The organism is Paucilactobacillus vaccinostercus DSM 20634 (assembly GCF_001436295.1).
Classification (GTDB): Bacteria; Bacillota; Bacilli; order Lactobacillales; family Lactobacillaceae; genus Paucilactobacillus; species Paucilactobacillus vaccinostercus.
Genome location: NZ_AYYY01000002.1, coordinates 17,572 through 40,347, shown reverse-complemented (window position 1 = coordinate 40,347; position 22,776 = coordinate 17,572). Strand labels below are relative to the sequence as shown.

The window sequence follows — 22,776 nt, the reverse complement described above, 5'->3', positions numbered from 1 at the left end:
GATTGAGATGAATGCAAAGCCAACTAAATTTGGGGTGGATTACAAGTAAATATGGTCTGCAAAATAGTTGTCCAGTTTTTGAAAAACAGTTTGAAATTAATAAGCCGGTTCAGACAGTAAGTTTGGAAATCTCATCGCTGGGTGTGTATAAAGCAGAAATTAATAACAAGCGTGTGGGGGCAGATGTGTTATCGCCTGGATGGACTAATTATGAAAAACGTGTGCAATATCAGACTTATGATATTACTCATCTTATTGAAAAAAAGAATACGATTAAAGTAGTCGTCGGTCGTGGTTGGTATAGTTCCCCGATGCCAGGATGGGTGGATACGAAGGAGAAAAAGGCGCGATATAAGCGTGAAATTGCTTTAACTGCAAACATTATTATCGATTACGTTGATCATAGTCGTGCTGTAATCGGAACAGATGATTCTTGGTCAGTTAAATCAAGTCAGGTAAAATTCAGTGAAATTTATGATGGTGAGATTTACGACGCAACTACTAAAAGTGAAATAATTGGAACAGCAATCAGATACCCATTATCAACGCCGAAGTTAATTTTGCAGGTTGGAGAGCCGATTCGAGAACATGAACAAATTTCCCCTGCGAGAATTTTCAAAGATAGTAATGGTTCTGCCGTAGTCGATTTTGGTCAAGAAATTACTGGATATGTGCAAATTGAATTGGACGCTCGATCTGGTGATCATGTCAAATTCATTCACGGCGAAATTTTGGATAAAAATGGAAACTTTTATAATGGGAATTACCGTAGTGCCAAGGCGATGGTTACCTATGTATGTAAAGATGGCAGCCAAACCTGGCATCCACAACTAACATTTTTCGGCTTTCGCTATATTCGTATTGATGAATTTCCAGGTGAAATTCAAAAGGAAAATTTCAAAGCAATTGCGGTATATTCGCAACTCAAACGAACTGGTTCAATTTTGACGTCAAAGCCGGCTTTAAATAGATTAATATCTAACATTTTCTGGAGCCAGAAGGATAATTATCTGGATGTTCCCACAGACTGTCCTCAGCGAGATGAACGTTTGGGATGGACCGGTGATGCAGCGGCATTTATCAAAGCTGCAACTTATAATTTTAACGTAAATAGATTCTTTGAAAAATGGTTGGGGGATGTACGTAGTGAACAGAGTGAACTGGGCGCGATTTATGATGTTTCTCCAGACTACTTAAACGATGAAAATGTCAGTGCTGGTTGGGGAGATGTAATGACAATTGTTCCTTGGCAGTTGTATATGACATACGGTGACCCTAAAATTTTATCCGAAAATTTTGATGCTATGAAGCAATGGATAAATTACATTACTGAAACAACGAACGATAAAGGGTTATGGACAGGGGCAGCGAATTTTGGAGATTGGCTAGGTCTTGATTCACCTGAGGGAAGTTATAAAGGTTCAAGCCGAGATGATTTAATCGCAACGGCGTATTATTTTCATTCTACCGATCTGGTTGTTAAAGCTGGGAATGTTTTAAAGAAAAATACTGATAATTTTGTACGTTTGCGTGATTTGATCAAAAAAAATTTTCAAACAGCATATCCAAAATACTACACCCAAACGGAATGTGTGCTTGCCTTGGAATATGGACTGGCAAAAGATCCAGATCGAGTTGCGAAACAATTGGTCCAACTTATTCATAAGAATCATGGAAAGATGGCTACTGGATTTATTGGTACACCACATATTCTGCATGCCTTGAGCAACAATGGATATGAGAAAGAAGCATACAAGTTACTGTTACGGCAAGAGTATCCTTCATGGCTCTACTCTGTCACCAAGGGGGCAACAACTACCTGGGAGCATTGGGATAGTTTGAAGGAAGATGGATCGATGTGGAGTACGGACATGAATTCATTTAATCATTATGCGTATGGTTCTGTTATTGATTGGATGTATGAAGTGATGGGAGGGATTCAACCTCTAAAGCCTGGATTTGAAAAGGCAATAATTGCTCCTAAGCCCACAAGTGATCTTGATTGGTGTGAGGTGTCGTTCGAATCAAAATTTGGACGAATTACTTCTAAATGGATTAAAGAAGGCGTAGTTTGTCGATATGAAATTCAAACACCTGTTGAAACTGAGGTTAGGATCGACGATGTGATTCGTCATGTACTACCGGGATCATACATCTTTTGGGGTGAAAAATAGACGAAGCGGAGTAGCTGATGAACAATGATGTTAAAATGGTAAAATTTGTTTCAATAATTGGTAAATTGGCTTCTATTGTATCGATTATGATGTATGTATCCTATGTATTACAGATCGTTGATAATCTCAATGGATCTAAGGGTAATCCAATTCAACCGTTGGTTGCATCAATCAATTGTATGTTATGGGTCTCATATGCACTCATCAAGCGCCAGAAGGACTGGCCGGTGGCCATCGCAAATATTCCGGGTATTTTTCTCGGATTTACGACTTTTATTACAGGATTATAAATTACGTGGCTGACGTCAGTGGTTACATAAAAATATATTCCACTTTGTCGCCAAAACGAGAATCGGCATATATGTTTATCAACACATGATGGTACTTCTGTTGATGTATGAGGGTAACTCAAACATTGACACCCAAAGAAAAGCTGTGAGTTGGATAACTTATAACGGATGCAGTTTGAAACAAAGACATGACATAAAAAGACCCAGTTAACAACGTTTATCAGTTGTTAACTGGGCCTTTTGTATGAAATACTGAGGTGCTTGATTTCGTAGAATGTTGGTCAATTTTGATGTTCACTTTTACTCAAACACAAATTGGTTATGGTACAGTTCTGAATAAAATCCTTTAGCTTCAACTAATTCATCGTGGGTTCCTTCTTCGATCACTTGACCGTCCTTCAAAACGACAATCTTATCAGCGTTTAAAATGGTCTTTAAACGGTGCGCGATCACGAATGAGGTGCGGCCCGCAATGGCGGCTTCCATGGCGTACTGGATTTGTTGCTCGGTCACAGTATCCACGTTAGAAGTGGCTTCATCTAAAATCAAGATCTCAGGGTCCGTCAAAATTGTCCGTGCAATCGAAATTTGTTGTTTTTGTCCAACCGAGAAGACGGAGTTGTTGTCGTCTACGTAGGTTTCGTACTTATCAGGTAAGCTATCAATGAATTCATGAATATGCGTTGTTTTAGCTACCGTAATCACGTCATCCATCGTGGCGTCAGGCTTACCGAAACGAATATTATCCGCAATGGTCCCGGAGAAGAGAACGGATTCTTGAAGCACAATCCCAACCTTAGCCCGAAGCTTATCGAGGTCAAAGTCACGAATATCTGTGTCATTATAGCGAATGGTTCCCTTATCAACATCGTAGAACCGGTTCATCAGGTTCATCACAGTTGTTTTACCAGATCCAGTTGGCCCTACGAGTGCGACCATTTGCCCCTTCTTCACGTTAATATTAACGTCTTTTAGAATTGGTTTGTTAGGTTGATAACCAAAGTCCACGTGTTCAATTTGAATGCCATCGTCAATGCTGTCAAACGACTGCCCGTTTACTGGCCGAATCTCTTCGGGTTCGTCAAACATCATGTTCAAGCGCGTTGCGCCGGTAACGGCTAGTTGTAGTTGACCGAATGATGATGAGATTTGCATGATGGGGTTGTAATACTGTTGAGCATACTGAATAAAGGTTACGACCAGACCTAGAGCTGCGGCAGTAGATAGTGAGTTATCGTGCAACGCAATTCGAGTTCCCAAAAAGATTACGAGGGCAACGGTGAGCAGTGAAAAGCCATTCATTAATGGGAAAATCATCCCCGACCAAGTTTGTGCCGCAAAGGTTGATTTTTGGACCTTCTTGTTGCGAGTCACAAAGCCATCAATGGCTTCTTGTTGTTGACCTTCCACGATGATGGCCTTTTGACCGGAAATCTTTTCATCCATGTAGGCGTTCAAGTCGCCGACTTCGGCTTGTTGCCGGTCGGTATAACGCTTGGCTTGGATGATAATGATGACGGCACAGAGTACTGCCACGGGCGTCGTGGAAACCGTGACCCAGGCCATGCTGACGTTTTGATGGAAAATCATAATCAAGATACCAATGAACAGGGCAATGTTGGTTGTTACGTTAACGGCTGCCTGATTCAAAGTATTTTGAATGTTATCTAAGTCAGAGGTGAAGCGGGCCAGAATATCACCATCTTCGTGACTATCAAAGTAGGCAATCGTCATGCGTTCCAGTTTGCCAAAAAGGCCTTTACGCATCCGGTTCGTTGAGTGAGCAACAATGCGGGTAAAGAGGAGCGTGTAGATCAGTTGGGCAATCCCCGTCATGACGTAGAAGGCCAGGAGCTTCCACATGGACGCAAAGAAATCATGTTTGCTGGCCGGATTGGATGTTGCGACTTGATGGAGGCTGTGGATTGTGGTGCCATCTGGAAGAGAAGAGATGATGCTGGCTGGCACGTTAGCGTCCGTCAGCTGCTTCCAATTAGTTGGCATGTGAGCCATTTGTTGGAGACTGTGAATCGTCGTTCCCTTTGGTAGCTTATCCAGTACCTGTTGTGGGACGTTAGCATCGGTGAGGGATGTCCAAGTGATGGTATGACCACTGGCTTGGCTAAGTTGGCCGGCAATGGCCTTGAGTGAGTCTTGTGATTGACTGGCACCATCAGCGATTTTCTTGAGCGCTTTAATGGCGTCATGGGCATGCTGATGAGTGAAAAAGTCGCCTACATAGGTTGTCAAATGGGTGATTGCATCCCCCATCACAACCGGTGCTTCGACTTGCAGGTAGGTGGCCGCAAAGATGAAGATGGCAATGATGAGAAATTGAAGTTTATATTTTTTGAGGTACAAATAAAAGAACTTAATTGCACGTGCTGTATCGTTCATTCTTTTTAAGCCTCCTTTGCTTTTTGAGTATCGTAAATTTGACGGTAAACGTCGGAAGTTGCCACGAGTTCCTTGTGGTTTCCTTGGGCGACAAGGTGGCCTTCATCAAGCACCAAGATGGTATCAGCGTGCACCACTGAAGAGATTTTTTGGGCGATAATGATGGTCGTGGTGTCGTTTAATTCGCGGTTGAAGGCGTCTTGCACAAGCTTTTCAGAGCGGGCATCTAATGCCGACGTTGAGTCATCCAAGATAAGAATCTTGGGTTGCTTGATCACACCGCGGGTGATGGACATCCGTTGTTTTTGACCACCGGAGAAGTTGTTACCACGTTCTTCCACCTCGGCGTCGTAGCGGTCGGGCAGCCGATCGATAAATTCAGCGGCTTGTGCAATTTTAGCGGCACGGTTCATCTCTTCTTCGGTTGCATCGGGCTTGCCTTGTTTCAGGTTGCCGGCGATGGTACCGGAGAAGAGGATGGCTTTTTGCAGCACGATCGAAACGGTCTTTTTAAGGGTGCCCTTTGAGACGTGTTTCAGGTCCTTATCACCGACCTTAACCGTCCCATCGGTTGGATCAAAGAGTCGTGGGATCAACTGAGCAAGGGTTGATTTACCCGCTCCGGTGGCCCCGACGACCCCGACCATTTGACCAGGCTTGATCTTAAATGAGATGTCTTTCAAAGTTGGAGCATCATCATTGGGGTATGAAAATGAAACGTGATCAAATTCAACGGAACCATCAAGTGTTTCGTCGGCGACGTCGTCAAAGGTCATTGAAACCTGGGTGTCATTGATTTCACGAATCCGGCCCATTGAGACTAAACCACGAGAGGCAAACATCGACATCATTCCACCCATGATAATGGCGAACATGATTTGCATCATGTATTGAATAAAGGACATGATACCGCCCAATTGGTCCTGAGCGTACGAAGCGGACTTGGTGATGAACGTGGAAACCAGTAAGATGGCCACGAAGATTGCCAATTGTGAGATGATCGTGAACGCTGGGATCATCGTTGAAAAGGCGTATCCAACGGCGAGGTTGTGTCCCATCAGTTCATCTGATTCCTTATTGAACTTCGCTGCTTGGCTCTTTTCTTGAACAAATGACTTTACGACCCGGGCACCACGGAGGTTATCTTTGGCAATGCCGTTGATCCGATCCATCAATTTTTGGAAGGCCATGAAGTGGGGTCCCATGAGTTTCATGGAAAAACCGGTAACTAGCATGATTAAGATCACCATGACGACGATAATCCACCATAGGCGGGGCATCGTGATGATTGACAGGATAAAAGCCCCGACGAAAAGTAGGGGCACCCGAATGAGAACTTGGAAAATCATCATCAGGAGCATCTGAATTTGGTTGATATCGTTAGTCATCCGCACAACTAAGTTTTCGGATTTATATTTTTCGATATCTTCATATGAAAAGGTTTGAATTTTGCGAAAGGTCATTTCACGTAAATCTGCTGAAACAGCTTGTGAAATTTTAGCGGCCGTTACAGTGTTGAGAATCGAACCGACCAAACCAATGATCGCGATACCGATTAGGGCAACACCATAATCGCTAATCTTATCAACTTTCCCGTTGGTTGATAGCGACATGTTAGCCATGACACTCAGGATTTTCTTCATATAGCTGGGTTGCCAAAGAGCAGCACCCACCTGAAGTAGCATGGTTAATAATGCGGCAGTGACGAGTAATTTGTACTTGCCAATTGCTTTAAGCACCATATAAAAGTTCCTCCATAAATAGGTTTCAATAATTGTATTTGCAAACGACAAAGCGCGTTTGTATTCCGGTTCATTAACCGGCCAGTCAAACAGAGCAAGTAGGATTATCCCACTATCAGTTAGTGATGTAAACAGCTAATGAACCGATTTGGTAAATTTCGTGTTAATCGATTTTGATGGTACCGGAGTGGGCCCGGCCTTTGACTTCGTACTGGGCTGAAGGATCAGTTTTTCCGATCGCAGCACCGATTATCTGGACATCAAAAATGGCTTGGCGATTGACTTTAATCGTCCCCGATTTTGCTTGGAGGTTGAATTTGAAAGGTTCATCGAGTGGTAGTTCGCTCTTGATGGAGCCTGAATGAGCCTCTAAATTGATATCGCCGGTCATCTGCGTCCAGTGTAGTTTAATCGAACCCGAGTGGGCCATGAAGCGGCCTGCTCCGGTGAGGGTTGTTCCTTTGACGCTACCCGAGTGGGCTAATATATCAAATTGAGCGGTGGTGTTGCTCATTTTGATTGAACCCGAATGATTGTCGACGGTGAACTGGTCGGCGCTCACCTGATCGGTTTTGATACTACCAGAGGTGAGACGAACATTGAGCGTCGCGAATGAACTTCGTGACAGATTGGCGCTGCCGGATCGAAGGTTAAGTTTTACATCGGTGTGATTATCAAGATCACGTGCTACCAATGAGCCCGATTTTAGAGCTACATCGAGCGTTCCAGTGAAATCACTCGGTAAATTAATTTCGACAAGTGATGTGGGGTGGCGGAATGGAATCATGTATTGAAGCCAACTTGGGGCTGGAACAGTGAGGCGGATGCTATCTTGAACCAGCGCAATCTGTAATTGACCAGAATCTGTTTTCGGCCGTTGAAACTGCCGGATGTGAATGTGTTGATCACTGCTTGGGGTAATTCGGACATTACCATAATCAGCGTCCAGAAAAATTTGATGAATTGCTTGAGGTGAAAAAGTTTGATCGACTGTGGCTTGAGAATTGGGTGTTGCGATAATTTCAGATTCGGGGGTAGCAGTGATTAGCCGAAGCGGTTCAGCCAGATCACCCAACTCTTTGACAGCGATGTTGACAGCTTCTTGGGCGGAAGCGGCGTCATGGTTGTCTAGCAAATCTTGGGCATGCTCGCGGACATCTGTTTTAACTTCGTCGTAAAGATCAATCAAATCATCGGTTTGGGGATAGCCCGCAAAAATGGGGTTTAGGGCAGCGGTAATAAGAGCTTCATTAATCATTTTTTAACACTCCTGTCGTTAATTTGGTGATAATGTCCTTCGCAAATGCCCAGTCTTGATGAAACTGATTGAGTTCTTCGGTACCGACATTGGTAATATGATAGTATTTGCGTCGACCACCCTGTGTTTTATCGCCATAATAACTTTCGATGAGGCCATTTTTACTCAGTCGGCGAAAAACGGTGTAGAGGGTCGCCTCATTAATTTCGTAGGTACCATTGGAAAGCTGTTTAATTTGTTGCACCATTTGATAACCGTACGAGTCACCCTGGGACAAAATATTGAGGATGATACCGTCGGTTGCGCCACGGATCATGTCTTTTGAAATATCACGTCGAGTGGTCATGTATTTGCTCCAATCTGATTACTATTTGACGAATAGTAATTTACAACATATTACTGTGTGTGTCAAACTAATTTTAAATTTGATTGATACCGATTTGGTAAATTTCGTGTTAATCGATTGTGATGGTGCCGGAATGGCCCCGGCTTTTGACGCCGTACTGGGCTGAAGGGCTAGACGTAAATAATAGTGAGTCCAGACATCCGGAGGCGTCCTTGAAGCGTGACTGTTGGTCCGGTTTTAGTATTCGCCAGCCCCTTTTCTTCAATGCCACTCAGAAAGACATCATCTTGAATTTTGACGTTCCAATCGCGTGGCATGTATAATTCCAAGCCCCCTAGTTCAACGTTTAGGTTCATAGTCGCCTGATCTTTGATTTGGGCTTTATCCAGATAAATTTTGGCACCACCCATATAGATATCAGCATTTAATACACGTAAATCTTCAGATTGAACGTAGCGAATGCTGTTACTCATACTAACGGTCATGTTTACCGTGGTAGGGTCGTTTTTTTGTGGGGTATCCGTTTGCCACTGGGAGTGATTTCGATTAGCGTGATGATGGTACATATTGTGATGTGATTTAAAGCGGTGGTGCCAACTATATGGGGAAAAGATGAGGGATAAGCCAATGCTAAGAAGTAAAGCCGTGCCCAAAACTGTCCATGGCACCAGGGCTGTAATTCCGAGTGGTTGCGCGTAGAGCATACTAGCGAAAGCCGCGGAAAATACGATGCCTGGGATTGTTAATGAAAGAATGCTCTTAATAAAAATTGCGAGTAATACGATGGATGCGATGATCGTGAATGTACCGGCTGTGTAAGTGAGCCAGTGCATTTTGGTAGATACGAGAATAGCAGCTCCTAAAATAAAAAAGATTCCCCAAAACCAACGTTGTTGTTTCATTTTCATTACCTCATTTTCTCTAAATGCGTTTTTAGTGTTTTATAATACCTGCGTGATGCGTAAACTTGCTTATTAGTTTTTTGAAATGTCACTAAGTATGTTGAAATTGATCGTGTTATTGACCGAATTTGATAGACGTTAACAATTGCAGACTTCGAAATTCTAATAAACTGCTTGGGCAACGATTGTTCAAGTTCGTATAAATGATCGTGTGTTGTGTACATATCATCGATCGTATGAGCAATGACATGTCGATCTGCCGATTCGAGAAATAAAATATCATCAACGGGCACATAGACCTGACTTTCTTTGAGCCAGGCAGTGATTGTCTGTTGATGCTGTAATTGTTTCTCAAGGGTCGTTTTTAGTTGTTCAATCATGGGTGTTTCAGTTGGAGTTCGGATGATAAGTTCTGGTTCTGTCAAACTGGCATCCTTTTCCACTCTTACTTTCAATGTGACCCACATCCTTTCGCGTTGTTTAGTACACCATATTTTGTGATTGACGTAAATAGCAATTGTCTAAGAGGTTGGTAAGCGTGATCAAGTGGTATTGTTAGAATACAAAAGGCCAAGAAACACGTTCGTTTCTTGGTCTTTCAAGTCACTATTCTATTGTGCTTACCACACCATGTTTTTTAATTCATCTGGTAATTCGATTCGACCATGTTCAAAGTCATCAAAAACTTCTGCCATGATGGTAAAGACCTGATCGAGTTGGTCGCGGGTGATGACCAGAGGTGGCTGGAAGCGTAGGACGTTGCCATTTAACTTAACGAGGATGAGACCCTTTTGGAAGGCCCGGAAGATAATGTGGGCTGCTGCGTCATTATCAGGTTCCTTTGTTTCACGATCTTTCACGATCTCGATTCCGCCGTTTAAGCCGTACATCCGAACGTCACCGATGAATTCGTACTGATCCATAAACTTGAGAAACTGGGCTTTTGCGTATTCGCCATCTTTGGCCGACTTTTCAGGCAGGTGTTCGTCCTCGATCACATCAAGCGTGGCCATCGAAGCGGCCGCACAAAGTGGATTTCCTCCGGCCGTGAAGACGTGGGCAGAGGTTCCAAGCGCATCCATGATGTCACTTTTACCGATCACAGCGCTCAGTGGCAGTCCGGTGGCGAGTGATTTTCCAGTAGAAATAAGATCTGGTTCGATATCAAAGTGTTCGATTGACCACATCTTACCAGCACGTCCGAGTCCTTGGTTGATTTCATCAACCGCAAAGAGGATTCCATTGGCTTGGCAGAAATCGTAAACTAAGTGGACGTATTCAGCCGGTGGTTTGATAATGCCCGAGTCTCCCTGAATAGGTTCCATGAGCACGCAGGCAACCTCCTCGGCAGGTAAGTAGGTTTCAAATGGACGCTTGAAAGCCGCAAAGTAGCGTTGCGCAATCGCATGCTCGTCTTCGCCGGCCATGTGCCGATAGGTGTCTGGGTAGGGGACGTGGACGACGTTGGGGACTAGCGGACCGACTTTTCGAACCATGTCAACATCACAAGCACCAACGGTCAACGCTCCAAATGTTGACCCATGATACGCATTTTCATATGACACAATGTAGGACCGCCCCGTTGCGGCCCGTGCGAACTTGATAATGCCATCGTTGGCGTCTGATCCGGATGTTCCAAATGAGACTTTACGCGCAGAATTGCCGGGGGCAATTTGTGTTAGGCGTTCACCTAGTGCGATGCTGGTAGGATTGGTGAAGTAGCCAACGTCGTAGCTAACGAGTTTATCGATTTGGGCTTTGAGTGCTTCCGTTAGATGGGGATGATTGTGTCCAATGTTAGCGGCCGAAGCACTTCCCAATAAGTCGATGTATTGCTTGCCAGCCACGTCAGTGACGGCAGCGCCACGGGCTTCTTTAATCACTAAATTGTAGTATTGAATAATCCCCGTGGGGGCGATATTGTTCATGTTTTCATGGAACAATTGGTCGCCCAGCTTGTTTTCCCAAACCATATTAAAACCTCATTTCTTATATTAGAAACTCATTAAATTGTTACCAGCATACCGGCTGTAATGGGCGATTGTCAAGATGGGAAGTGGATGAGAATAATTGGTGGTGAATATGGGCCGGCTTTATTGAATCGAAAAAATAAGTACATAATTTTTAATTAAAAAAACTTTCCCGTTAAGAACACAGGAAAGCCTAAATACTGTTGTTTAACTTTCAGATTAAGTGGGAGCTAGTAGTTGATCTGAATCAGTGAATAATTGTAAGTTGATTAACTAATAAAATAAACTATTTTAAGTGTAACTTCTTATAGTCGTCAAAAATTAGATGTGTAGCTGCAGTGTCTTCATCAATCGATGGAATTCTGGGTAACTTTTCATAAAATCTATTGTCCGTATTATCGTCATTCGTAGAAGAAACTTCAAATAACATAATTTTTCCTGTCCCTTTTTGACCACGCCAACGATGATAAATTTTTTGTGTCAAAGTGATACTTTCTCCTGGGAGGAGTTCTAATGTTGTCCCTGCTGGCACAGTGATATGATGACCATCCATAACAACGGTGACTTCACTATCAGTATCAAATTCTTCATCTGGTGTTGAATTATAGAGCGTTAGTTCTAGTGTTCCGCCACCGCGGTTAATGATATCTTCTTCTTTATACCAATGAAAATGGAAGGGAAGTTCTTGTCCATCTTCAACAATTAATAGTTTTTCACAATATGGCTTGGGATACTTTTCTTTATTATTGAAGTTACCATTACGGAATGTAAAAGTTGTTAATCCACGTTTAAAGTAATGTCCTTCATTGAAGTCGGTAACATCCCAACCAAGCATATTATCAATAATTTCTTGATATGAGCTATCGGCTGAATCCCAATTATCCATATTCCAGTACGCAAAAGGTGGTAAATATAGTCCACGTTCTTTTGCAAAAATAATTGTATCGTCTATTATTTCATTAATTTTTGATCGTTTCATAGGCTTTTTCTAGTTCCTTTCTTAAGATGACCCTTATTTTTTGATATTCATCATCATCTAAATATTGAGGGTTGCTTGGATTATTGACGAATGCATCATCCCAGTCATCATTTGTCGGTAATTTTGGTACGATGTGAACATGCAAATGTGACACTGTATCACCATAAATTCCGAAATTGATTTTTGATGCATTGTAGTGTTTTTTTATGGTTTTAGCGGTAAACGAAACTTCTTGAATAAATTCAAAACGTTGTTCACTAGTTAGTTCAAAAATTTCATCAACGTGCCAATTAAGTGCTACAATAACCCGTCCCGGGTGTGTTTGGTCTCTATTTAAATATACTGTTGTTGCATCAAAGGTGATAATTGGAATCATTCTTTCATGCATAGTTTGATTGTGCTCACAATAAAAGCAATTGTCCCTAAATCGATTGTTCATTGTTACTTGTCCTCACTAGTGGCTTTATTCACGCCTTCTGGAATATTACCGTTTTCGTAACGGCCATCATCATGTGTTGAATCGCAGTCAATCATGACATGAATCACATCACCACGTGTTTGATTCCGAAGTGAAAAGGCTTCTCCAATCTTTGAAAGTGGGAAAATATTTGTGACTGTTTTTTCAGTATTAATCAAACCATTAATAACCATATCACGACCCCGACGGAATAAATCATGATTATCAACGTCACGCTTAGGTTCGGTGGTTAAGATATCAACACGTCGACGATGCATTTTGAAGAAATCAATGGTTTTACTTGTTTTACCAATACCGCCATACATAATTAGTCGTGCATCTTGAGCGCAACAGTCCAGAGCATCAATCACTGAATCACCTTCGAGACGAGCGGGAATGACAACGTCAAAACCATCAGGGAAATCTTTGCCGACTACATCCATGGTTGGAGTATCTTCTGAAGGAATTTTATAAGTTTTATTAGCGCCAAATTCTTTTGCAATTTCTAGCTTTTCGTCAAACAAGTCTGTAACGACCAAATTTCGTGGACTATATAGATGAGCAAATTGAGTAAGTTGCAACCCACTTACACCTTGTCCCATGATAAGAACATTTTTGGCTTGATTGATGTCAGCTCGCTCCATACCGGTTTGAATGGTTGGAGTAATTTCAATTAGAGAACCATGCATTAGTGGAAATTCTTTTGGTAGTACAACTGCTGAAAATGGATCACAAGTAATATATTCAGCAAAAGCACCCCATACATAACGGAGAGAAACATGATCACCAACGTTAATACCAACAACGTCTGGACCAACTTCATCAACAATTCCGGCAACTTCATGTCCCAATCTCATTGGATAACTCAAGAATTCTGGGGTGCGAGCACCGCGATAAACTTCGAGGTCACTACCACAAATTCCAACCCATTTAACATCGACACGAATTTCACCACTCTTGGCATGTGGAATTTTTGCATATTTGATATCAACAGTTCCAATTTTTTCCATAACGGCTACTTGTTGAGTTCCGGCTTCTTTTTGATCTACCCATTCCATTTCAGGAACTTCCATTTTACGTACACTCATAATTAAATTCCTCCTAAATAATTAAAGTTCTTGTTGTTCTACTTTTTTTACTGGATCATTACCACGGCGTAACGATAGTACGATTAAACCTGCTAAGATTAAAGACGTGGCCAGGAAAATCATTGCGGTAATTTGTGAACCTGTGGAATCTTTTAGCCAACCAACAGCATATGGACCGACAAAACCACCTAAATTACCTAATGCATTGACAATTCCTAAGCCAATTGCGGCAATGCGAGGGTCCATCATTGTTGTAATTGCCCAATATGGCCCGGACCATGCATAAATACCGATGGCGGCTAAGCATAAGAATCCCATGGCGACCCATGGCATATGGCCAGTTAATGCGGCACCGATAAAGCCAATACCACCTAGAAAAGCGCCACAGGCAGTATGCCAAATCCGTTCGTGTGTTGAATCTGAATGGCGTGAGTTTAGGACTAGAGCAATGGCACCGAGTAAGTATGGCGCGGCAGTTAACCATCCAATAGTCATGGTAGAAAACTTGGAAGATAATTCACCAATCATTTGTGGTAACCAAAACGTTAATCCATATAATCCCACAACATAAAAAACGTTGATGAATGTCATTTTCCAAACGCGACCATTGGTGAACGCCTCTTTGAATGGAGCACCTTGAACTTTATTATCTTCAGTTAGTTTTGCATCAAAGGCTAACTCTTCATTGAGGGCTTTCTTTTCATCTTGCGTTAACCAGCTAGCTTTATTTGGATTATCTGCTAGATACCAAAAAGTAAAGAAGCCTAATAATACAGCTGGAATACCAACGATCAAAAATAACCAACGCCATCCAGCTAAATCAAGAGCCATGTGAATGTGTGTGATAATCCATGTGGCTAGTGGTGCTCCAAATGAATTCGCTAGCGGAGGAGCTATCATGAAAAGTGCGACGGCTCCAGCACGATCAGCGGATCGTACCCAGTACGTAATTATCAAAGTCATACCTGGAAACAGAGCTGCTTCGAACACGCCTAAGAAAAAGCGCAGCGTCGTCAGTTCAACTGCTGAATGAACAAATGCAGTCAGCAAGGTTACTGCACCCCAGAGTACTAAAATTAGACCAATCCATTTACGAGCCCCGACCTTTTCAAGAATCATATTTCCTGGAACTCCGAACACAAAGTATCCGATAAAAAATATTCCGGCAATAAATCCATATGTTGTTGCTGTTAATCCTAGTGATTGATCCATTCCACCAATAGAAGCGTAGGTAATACTACTTCTATCTAGGAAAGCAACAAAATAAATGATGAAAAGATAAGGGAGAATATGCCAGCGTACTTTCTTTCTGGCACTTAGAATATCTGTCGAATTCATTGTTGATCCTCCTTCAGGTAATTTGCCCGATTTAAATGAAACAAGTTATAATGACGTTTTAGATTTTTAGTTGTTAGGTATCTTTGCGCAATTAATACTTCAACTTGACTTGATATTAGCATCATAAAAGCGGTTACATTCGACGGTAAAATAACTGTCAGTCGCTGATTATTTAAAAATAGTGGCAAAATAGCTTTAAATAAAGCGCTTTAATAGTGTTTTTAGGCTTTTTCGCTTAAAATACAGCTTTTTATCGCTGATTATTTATAATGTGCAAAATTAGCGGTTTTTTTATTGAAATGGATATATTATAAAAGTACAAAAATATGAAAGTTGTGATGAAATTGGCAGATTTGAGAGATAGTCAACTAACAATTTTATGGATGAGTGGAAAAAAATATTCTAGGGAAATGACAGTCAAGCAGCATCGGCATAATTTTTATCAACTTCAATATTTATTGGAAGGAAACGAAATACTAACTATTAACGATAAAATATATACATTGAAACCCAACGATATAGCATTAATTGATAGCAATATTAGTCATTCATATTCATTTGAAAAAGAATCAAAAATTATTGATATTAAATTTAATATGATCGATGGACTACATGACTTAATGAAAGCCATTTTTATAAATTCTGTTTTCCATATTGATGATGAAATGATTCGAAACAGATTTTCTCAAATTATTGACCAAGGAGTGTATTTTCAGCACTATAAAAAAAGTAATATTTTAATTAACATTGATACTCAAGTTAAATTATTGTTACTTGAGCTCTCACAGCCAACAGTTCCAGAGCCACTTCAGTTGAGTCCTAAGGAAATTAAACTTCCATTTAGTGATTCTTATGATTCTGAAGATGCAGCCCAAATATTATCTTACATGATCGATAATTATCAATATAAGGTTTCTTTAGATATGCTCAGTGAGAAATTTCATTATAGTAAACCACAAATTATCAAGTTATTCTCAGATTCATATAATCAAACGCCGATCCACATATTACAAACTATTAGACTTCAAAAAGCAAAAGAATTATTAACAGAAACTACTAAATCTATTGGACAAATAGCTAATGAAGTTGGATTCAGTAACAACTATTTTACAAAAGTATTTTTTAAATACGAAAACCAATTACCATCTGATTATCGTCTCGGAAATCGACGTAAGTCTGAAGAAATTGTGATGGATACGTCCTTTGATATTACTGCTGAACCCTAAGATTAAAAATTACTTTAGATAATTAATAAAAAGAGATGCCTGTGAAGTGGGCCCTCGAGATTGAACAACGATCTCGGTGGCGCTTTAATGCAGACATCTCTTTGTTTATTTTTTATGTCGTTAAGTAACATAAGCACGTAACTTAAGAATGGAAAAAGACAGATAGTGACGTCCTATTTTTTAATTTGTTCTAATACTTGTGTAACTGTGGTTGCGGATTTTAAGTGTTCAAGCCAATCTTTATTTTGAATATTTTGGAAAAGTTCGGAAAGTACTTTAAGGTGACTGCTTTGATCAATTGGGGCCAATCCAATAATGATGTTCACGTTTTTTTGTGGATGGTTTGAAGTTGTTAACGCAATGGGGATTTTGCTGATATAAAGTGATAAGCCAATTTCTTTAACACCATCTTGTGGTGCAGCATGCGCAAGAAAAACACCATTCCCTAAATACATATAGGGCCCTTTTTGTTGAGTCAAAGCGATGATTTTATCAACATAACTTTGTGAAATAGAATGGTTTTCGAGCATGTTATTAAAAGCATGTTGAATTGCATATTGCCAACTTTCGGCATGAGGTGAATCGTTGATAACGATGTTTGTAGTAGTTAATATTTTTTGAAGTTCATTGACCGGTTTATTTAGAGAAAGCGGATGAGATGTTTTTTGAGATGAATTTAAATAGTTATTAAGTGCTTCACGTAGTTTATCAAAGTCTTCAATTCGAGCAAATTCGCTAATAATGTCAATTAAGGCATCTGCATTAGGGTTATTAGACGTGGCAGTGTGATGACTACTTAAAATTGCATTATCAATTTTTTTGAGATCTCCTTCAGTAAGTAGCGGGGAAACTCTAAGTGTTGGTACACCATAATCTTTGTCAAAACTAATTGTTGAAATAATTAGTTTAACGTCGTCGAGCGGGCAGTTTTCAAATTGGAAAATGCTAAGTGGTTCCGAAAATGATACATCAGGATATTTTGCTGTTAACTGATTTTTTAGTAACACAGAAGTTCCAATTCCGCTAGAACAAACTAGCATAACGTCCGTGTTCCAACGATTTTTGCGACTGATCTCTCGTAGTTGACCGCCAAAGTAAATTGCAATTAACGAAATTTCATCATCAGATAGTTTTTGACCCACATAGGACTCGAAGGGGTGAATTGCATATTTGGTAAAGATAAATAGCTCGTGGTATTTTTTGAGAAATGTTTTTAAGTCTGGATGCGTATATTTGATCCCGAGAGTAACTCGATATAGCGTACTTAATAAGTGTGTCGAAAGAGCGACAACTAGTGAGTAAGAGTTGATGTTAGATCCTGAAACAATATTGAATTTATCAATAACTTTTTGAGCGACGTCCTGAATCTCGAGTGTTTTTTTACTAGAAGCATTAATACTTGAAAACTGACTCGTATTAAGAATTTGAGATAGAAAGATTGGCTCAAATTGGTTATTGATATGGTGCTGCTGTAAGAGTTCGTTGGCCCAGTGAAGGACAGTGGAATTAGTAATATCAAACTGTTTATCAATATTAGTCAATAAATATTCTGGATTATTTAGTCGATTTAATAACCAGGTAATAAATTTATTTAAAGTGATGTGGGCATTGTCAGTAAAGAAATTTTGGGTCCAGGCTTCTAATTCCTTAAGTGATAGATCAATTTTTGTTAGGGAGTCATCATTAAAGTGAAAGACCCTATGAATTGGAGAAACTGGATTATTCAGCTGTTCCAATACCCATTTTCGTTTTGTCACTTCTGAACCAACTAGTGTCTTACCATTATTTTGCTGTTTTAAGTGTAAGTTGATGTGTTCTAGTTGAATGGATATTTTATTCAAATCAGTAATTGCGGTGTGGTTCGAAATGTTAAACAGGGTCATTAAGTTAGAAATTGAAATAGTTTGACCATTGATGAGATTCCAAATACATAGTATTTCTCGCTCATTGGCAGAAAAATTTTTGTCTGAGGATATGGAAATATTTGCTGCCTTAATGTTTTTTTTAGCATTATCAGTTAAATAGTAACCAATGCCCTTTAAATTTGCGATTGGCTCAATGTGATTATGATCCAAATAAGTATTTATTTTTTTAAGAGAGTAGTAAAAGCTACGTCGTGATATAGATAATTTTTCTTGTATTTCAAGTGACGTAATATAGTGCTCTGTGTTTTGCAAAAGATTAAGAATGGCACGTCCATGCGGAATTGAGTCAATATTAGTGATGAAATTCACCTTCCTGCTAATTAATAGTGAAATAGTTGCACTTTTACTCTGGACATTATTGCACTTGTTAGCGTTTACATCAAGAGTAAGATATAAACCATACAGGAGAGGAGGACAGGAGTTGTTAGATAAATTATTAACCAAAAGGACGGTCCAAATTGTAAACGGCAATGATTTAAATTGGAGTGATGCGATCAAATTATCAGCACAACCCTTAGTAAATAACGGATCAGTCAAAGAGACATATGTTCAAGCAATGTTAGACACGGTTATTGAGAAAGGACCATATTTTAATATTGTTTCAAGAATAGTACTTGCACATTCACGACTAGAAGCGGGAGTGAATAAAATATCGTTGTCCCTGTTAAAGACTGATCAAGCAGTCAATCTAGTGAATCCTGATCATCCTGTTAATCTGTGGTTTGTATTGGCGGCGACAGATAACCAAACACATTTAAGTGTTATTCAAGGTTTGATGGAATTATTAATGAACGAGCAGAAAGTTCAAGCGATGTGTAATGCAACAAAAGTTGAACAGTTATTAGAAATTATTGGAACAAAATAAATTGGGGGGTCAAAATTATGAAATTTTTAGCAGTTTGTCAAAGTGGTTTAGGAAGTAGCTTTATGGTTCAGATGAATATTCAACAAATTTTAAAAGATGAGGGTGTTCAAGAAGAAATTGTGGTTGATCACTCAGATGTTGGTAGCACTACAGCAGATTCTGCGGATTATTTCTTTGTTGAATCTACGTTGGGAGATACGTTGGGTAGTATTCCATCAGATAAGTTAATTTTATTGAAGAGTTTAATTGATAAAGATGAAATCAAAGAACATGTTAACGGTATTTTGGATCGAGAAAATATTGCCCATAACTAACCATTGAAAGGAGAACAGCTATGAAGGGAATATTAAATTTATTCGTTTCAATTGTGACACAGCCTTCCATTTTAATTGCTCTAATTGCGCTTTTAGGGCTGGTGTTACAGCGTAAAAAGACAACTGAAGTTATTCAGGGAACGATCAAAACTTTTGCCGGTTTTTTGGTGTTAATTGGTGGTTCTACTATTTTGCAGGGTGCGCTTGATCCTTTTGCTAAGATGTTTAAATTTGCATTACATGTTCAAGGGGTAGTTCCAAGTAACGAAGCGGTAGTCGCGATTGCACTTGTTAAGTATGGTTCGGTAACTGCACTTATTATGTTTGTTGGTATGATTGTTAATATTTTATTGGCTCGCTTCACACGTTTTAAATACATCTTCTTAACAGGTCAAGCAATGCTTTATGTTTCTTGTTTGACTGCCGTGGTATTAATCTCTGCTCATTTGGGCGCTGGTTGGAAAACCATTATTCTAGGCGGGATTTTTGAAGGTACATTACTGACGGTTACGCCAGCTTTATGTCAGCCGTTTATGCGTAAAATTACTGGTGGTGATGCGGTTGCCATGGGGCATACAGGTAACATTGGATACGCAACTGCTAGTTTGATTGGGAAACTGTTTGGGAACCCGAAGAAAACAACGGAAGATCTTGATATTCCAAAGAGTCTCAGCTTTTTACGTGATTCTACAGTATCGATTACATTGTTGATGTCGATTGTCTATCTTGCTCTTGCAATTGTGACGGGACCACACTTTATCGAAACTAAGTTAAGCGCAGGTACTAACTATTTAGTTTACTCGTTAGTTCAAGCTGGTACTTTTGCTGCTGGATTTGTTGTTGTTCTCCAAGGTGTTCGGATGATTTTGGCTGAAATTGTTCCCGCTTTCCAAGGAATTGCTCAAAAACTGGTACCAAATTCAAAACCTGCATTGGATGTTCCTATCATCTTTCCGTATGCGCCAAATGCAGTTTTAATCGGATTCTTTACAAGCTTTATTGTTGGAACGATCAGTATGTTTATCATGATCGGTATGAAAACAACAGTCATTATTCCCGGAGTTGTGGGTCATTTCTTCTGTGGTGCCGCAGCCGCAATTTACGGAAATGCATATGGTGGTCGTCGTGGAGCGGTTTTAGGTTCGGCATTTAACGGAATTCTGATTAGTTGGTTGCCGCTATTTATTTTACCCGTACTCGGTAACTTACAAATGGCTGCATCGACCTTCGCAGATACTGATTACTTGATTCCTGGTATCATTCTAGGAAATTTAGGAAATCTAGGAACTGTCGCACTTGTGACATCAATTTTAGTATTCCTAGTTTTGGTTATTTTGATCAGCATGATGTTGAACGCACGGGATCGTCGTAGTAAAGCAGCAAAGTAGCTAATAGGTATTAAAAATTACATTTTTTGGAAACGTGGTAAATTGCGATCATCCAAGGGATGTAATTTTTTTGAAGAAAAATTACGTGGAGGTACTTATTTGATATGACACAGAAACAAGCAAATGCAAAGTTTAATGAAATTGATACGTTAGCGGTTAACACATTACGAATGTTAAGCGTGGATGAAATTCAAAAAGCTAATTCAGGTCATCCGGGAATTTGTTTAGGCGCGTCTCCAATGGCCTATGTACTGTGGAACTATCATCTGAAAGTCAATCCAGAGCAACCAACTTGGTTTGATCGTGATAGATTTGTTTTATCAGCAGGGCATGGATCAGCAATGCTGTACAGTTTACTTCATTTGAGTGGTTATGATCTTCCAATGAGTGAGTTAAAGCAATTTCGTCAGTTGGATTCCAAGACCCCAGGCCATCCAGAATATGGGCATACGGTTGGTGTAGAGGCAACCACTGGTCCTTTAGGGCAAGGAATTGGAATGGCCGTCGGAATGGCAATGGCCGAGAAACATTTGGCAGAGGTTTACAATCATACCTATAACATCGTCGATCATTACACTTATGCACTAGTCGGTGATGGAGATCTTATGGAAGGCGTTAGTCAAGAAGCCATTAATATTGCTGGTAATGAAAAACTCTCAAAATTAATTGTCCTATATGACTCGAATAACATTACTTTGGATGGTCCATTATCTAACGAATCTGTCGAAAATGCAGCCATGCGATTTAAGGCAGCCGGTTGGGACTATTTAAAAGTTGATGATGGTGAGAATTTAGCTGAAATTGATCAGGCAATAACAACCGCTAAAGCAACTTATAAACCAACGCTAATTGAAGTGAAGACAATTATCGGGTTTGGTTCTCCAGAAGCGGGAACAAACAAAGTTCATGGTGCCGCGCTGGGAAATGAAAATGTAAATATGACGCGTAATGCACTGCACTACCAGTATGCGCCGTTTGAAATTGATGAGCGAGTATATGATGTTTTTAAGAAACATATGCAGCAGCGTGGTAAGCAAAAATATAATCAATGGGAAAAAGAATTTACAGAGTTTCAGTCTAGTGATCCACAAGCCAAAGAATTTAGTTTACAGGCCAAACCTGAACTTAATATGGAAAAGGTTGCGGTGCAAGAGCAGACCGGCGATATGATTGCAACTAGGGCTGCTAATTCGGAAATTATGCAACAGATTTCCGAATGTAATTTAAACTTTTGGGGTGGTGCTGCGGATCTTTCTTCCAGCAATAAAACGCAATTAGCAACTAGTGGTCGTTTCTCAGATGAGGATCCACAAAATCGAAATATTTGGTTTGGAGTTCGTGAATTTGGAATGGCAACAGCGGCAAATGGCATTACGCTGCACGGAGGAACCCGTTGCTTTATCAGTACCTTCTTTACATTTTCGGACTATATGAAGTCAGCTATCCGCTCTGCCGCAATTCAAAAGTTACCGGTTACCTATGTGTTCACCCATGACTCAATTGCGGTGGGAGAAGATGGTCCGACCCATGAGCCTGTCGAACAACTGGCAGCATTACGATCAATGCCGGGGATTAATGTTATTCGGCCGGCAGATGCAAATGAAGTTCTTAATGCATGGCAATACATTGCCACAGACGTAGACACCCCAAATGCATTAATTTTGTCTAGACAGAAACTACCAGTTTTGAAGGAAACTTTAGATGCAGATGTTTCTAAAGGTGGTTATGTTGCTTCTCCAGCACGGACAGATTTACCTGATGGAATTTTGATAGCCACTGGATCTGAATTATCGTTGGCTTTAGAAGCTAAAAAAGTTTTGGAAGCTAAGTCATATGATATTAGTGTGGTATCAATGCCATGTGTTGAACTATTCCGTCAGCAAACTGCTGGTTATCAGCAACAGGTACTCCCTAATGACGTTACACATCGGATTTCAATTGAAATGGAAAGTACATTTGGATGGCATGAGTTTGTCGGACTTGGTGGCTGTACCATTGGGGTTGATGAGTTTGGTGCCAGTGGAAATGGAGAAGCAGTTCAAAGAAAATATGGATTTACTGTTGATCGCATTGTTTCTGAATTCGAAAGACTTTGGAAAAAATAGTGGTATGCGGTG

Annotated in this window: 19 protein-coding genes; 7 read left to right on the top strand and 12 right to left on the bottom strand. The window is 40.3% G+C overall.

All coding sequences use genetic code 11. The features are described from left to right. Window positions 1–11: 11 nt before the first annotated feature. Entirely contained in the window at window positions 12–2,174 is a 2,163-nt protein-coding gene (locus FC26_RS00510; RefSeq protein WP_057777106.1) for an alpha-L-rhamnosidase, read from the top strand. 17 nt (window positions 2,175–2,191) lie between these two features. Then, complete coding sequence (locus tag FC26_RS00505; protein WP_057777105.1) at window positions 2,192–2,464, top strand: SemiSWEET family transporter; 273 nt, start codon at window positions 2,192–2,194, stop codon at window positions 2,462–2,464. 300 nt (window positions 2,465–2,764) lie between these two features. On the opposite strand, the gene FC26_RS00500 is transcribed toward FC26_RS00505, so the two are convergent. The 11 genes from FC26_RS00500 to FC26_RS00450 all read right to left on the bottom strand — a co-directional run bounded on the left by FC26_RS00500 (window position 2,765) and on the right by FC26_RS00450 (window position 14,941). Beyond that, window positions 2,765–4,861 (bottom strand): ABC transporter ATP-binding protein, encoded by a 2,097-nt coding sequence (locus FC26_RS00500; protein WP_057777104.1) that lies wholly within the window; start codon window positions 4,859–4,861, stop codon window positions 2,765–2,767. A 5-nt stretch (window positions 4,862–4,866) separates the two neighbouring features. Next, the gene (locus FC26_RS00495; RefSeq protein WP_057777103.1) at window positions 4,867–6,603 is read right to left on the bottom strand and encodes an ABC transporter ATP-binding protein; all 1,737 of its coding nucleotides are present in this window, start codon (window positions 6,601–6,603) and stop codon (window positions 4,867–4,869) included. Window positions 6,604–6,766: 163 nt separating this feature from the next. Further along, complete coding sequence (locus FC26_RS00490; RefSeq protein ID WP_057777102.1) at window positions 6,767–7,861, bottom strand: DUF4097 family beta strand repeat-containing protein; 1,095 nt, start codon at window positions 7,859–7,861, stop codon at window positions 6,767–6,769. Then, window positions 7,854–8,207: a PadR family transcriptional regulator gene (locus FC26_RS00485; protein WP_057777101.1), complete on the bottom strand. Its 354-nt coding sequence runs from the start codon at window positions 8,205–8,207 to the stop codon at window positions 7,854–7,856. The genes FC26_RS00490 and FC26_RS00485 overlap by 8 nt, the downstream gene beginning before the upstream one ends. Window positions 8,208–8,377: 170 nt before the next feature. After that, window positions 8,378–9,109, bottom strand: coding sequence for a LiaF transmembrane domain-containing protein (locus FC26_RS00480; RefSeq protein ID WP_057777100.1), 732 nt, complete (start codon window positions 9,107–9,109; stop codon window positions 8,378–8,380). Window positions 9,110–9,114: 5 nt separating this feature from the next. Further along, window positions 9,115–9,564: a LytTR family DNA-binding domain-containing protein gene (locus FC26_RS00475; protein ID WP_057777099.1), complete on the bottom strand. Its 450-nt coding sequence runs from the start codon at window positions 9,562–9,564 to the stop codon at window positions 9,115–9,117. A gap of 165 nt (window positions 9,565–9,729) precedes the next feature. After that, window positions 9,730–11,082: an aspartate aminotransferase family protein gene (locus FC26_RS00470; RefSeq protein ID WP_057777098.1), complete on the bottom strand. Its 1,353-nt coding sequence runs from the start codon at window positions 11,080–11,082 to the stop codon at window positions 9,730–9,732. A gap of 283 nt (window positions 11,083–11,365) precedes the next feature. Then, window positions 11,366–12,058, bottom strand: coding sequence for a D-lyxose/D-mannose family sugar isomerase (locus tag FC26_RS00465; RefSeq protein WP_057777097.1), 693 nt, complete (start codon window positions 12,056–12,058; stop codon window positions 11,366–11,368). Further along, window positions 12,039–12,497, bottom strand: a complete 459-nt coding sequence (locus tag FC26_RS00460) for an HIT family protein (RefSeq protein WP_057777096.1) — start codon at window positions 12,495–12,497, stop codon at window positions 12,039–12,041. Before FC26_RS00460 ends, FC26_RS00465 begins: the two co-directional genes overlap by 20 nt. A gap of 2 nt (window positions 12,498–12,499) precedes the next feature. Beyond that, complete coding sequence (locus tag FC26_RS00455) at window positions 12,500–13,603, bottom strand: zinc-dependent alcohol dehydrogenase (RefSeq protein WP_057777095.1); 1,104 nt, start codon at window positions 13,601–13,603, stop codon at window positions 12,500–12,502. Between the two features lie 21 nt (window positions 13,604–13,624). Next, complete coding sequence (locus FC26_RS00450) at window positions 13,625–14,941, bottom strand: MFS transporter (RefSeq protein ID WP_057777094.1); 1,317 nt, start codon at window positions 14,939–14,941, stop codon at window positions 13,625–13,627. Window positions 14,942–15,267: 326 nt separating this feature from the next. Between FC26_RS00450 and FC26_RS00445 the strand changes: the two genes are divergently transcribed. Next, a complete protein-coding gene (locus FC26_RS00445) occupies window positions 15,268–16,167 on the top strand; it encodes an AraC family transcriptional regulator (RefSeq protein WP_057777093.1) in 900 nt (299 codons plus the stop codon). A 173-nt stretch (window positions 16,168–16,340) separates the two neighbouring features. Here FC26_RS00445 and FC26_RS00440 read toward each other — a convergent pair whose 3' ends face one another. After that, the gene (locus FC26_RS00440) at window positions 16,341–18,401 is read right to left on the bottom strand and encodes a BglG family transcription antiterminator (RefSeq protein WP_157060989.1); all 2,061 of its coding nucleotides are present in this window, start codon (window positions 18,399–18,401) and stop codon (window positions 16,341–16,343) included. Between the two features lie 112 nt (window positions 18,402–18,513). Here FC26_RS00440 and FC26_RS00435 point away from each other — a divergent pair, with 112 nt between their 5' ends. The 4 genes from FC26_RS00435 (at window position 18,514) to tkt (ending at window position 22,764) form a co-directional block, all read left to right on the top strand. After that, the gene (locus tag FC26_RS00435) at window positions 18,514–18,957 is read left to right on the top strand and encodes a PTS sugar transporter subunit IIA (RefSeq protein WP_057777091.1); all 444 of its coding nucleotides are present in this window, start codon (window positions 18,514–18,516) and stop codon (window positions 18,955–18,957) included. A 17-nt stretch (window positions 18,958–18,974) separates the two neighbouring features. Beyond that, a complete protein-coding gene (locus FC26_RS00430; RefSeq protein WP_057777090.1) occupies window positions 18,975–19,271 on the top strand; it encodes a PTS sugar transporter subunit IIB in 297 nt (98 codons plus the stop codon). Between the two features lie 20 nt (window positions 19,272–19,291). Further along, window positions 19,292–20,659: a PTS ascorbate transporter subunit IIC gene (locus tag FC26_RS00425; protein ID WP_057777089.1), complete on the top strand. Its 1,368-nt coding sequence runs from the start codon at window positions 19,292–19,294 to the stop codon at window positions 20,657–20,659. Between the two features lie 104 nt (window positions 20,660–20,763). Continuing rightward, complete coding sequence (gene tkt / locus FC26_RS00420; protein WP_057777088.1) at window positions 20,764–22,764, top strand: transketolase; 2,001 nt, start codon at window positions 20,764–20,766, stop codon at window positions 22,762–22,764. Window positions 22,765–22,776: the final 12 nt, after the last annotated feature.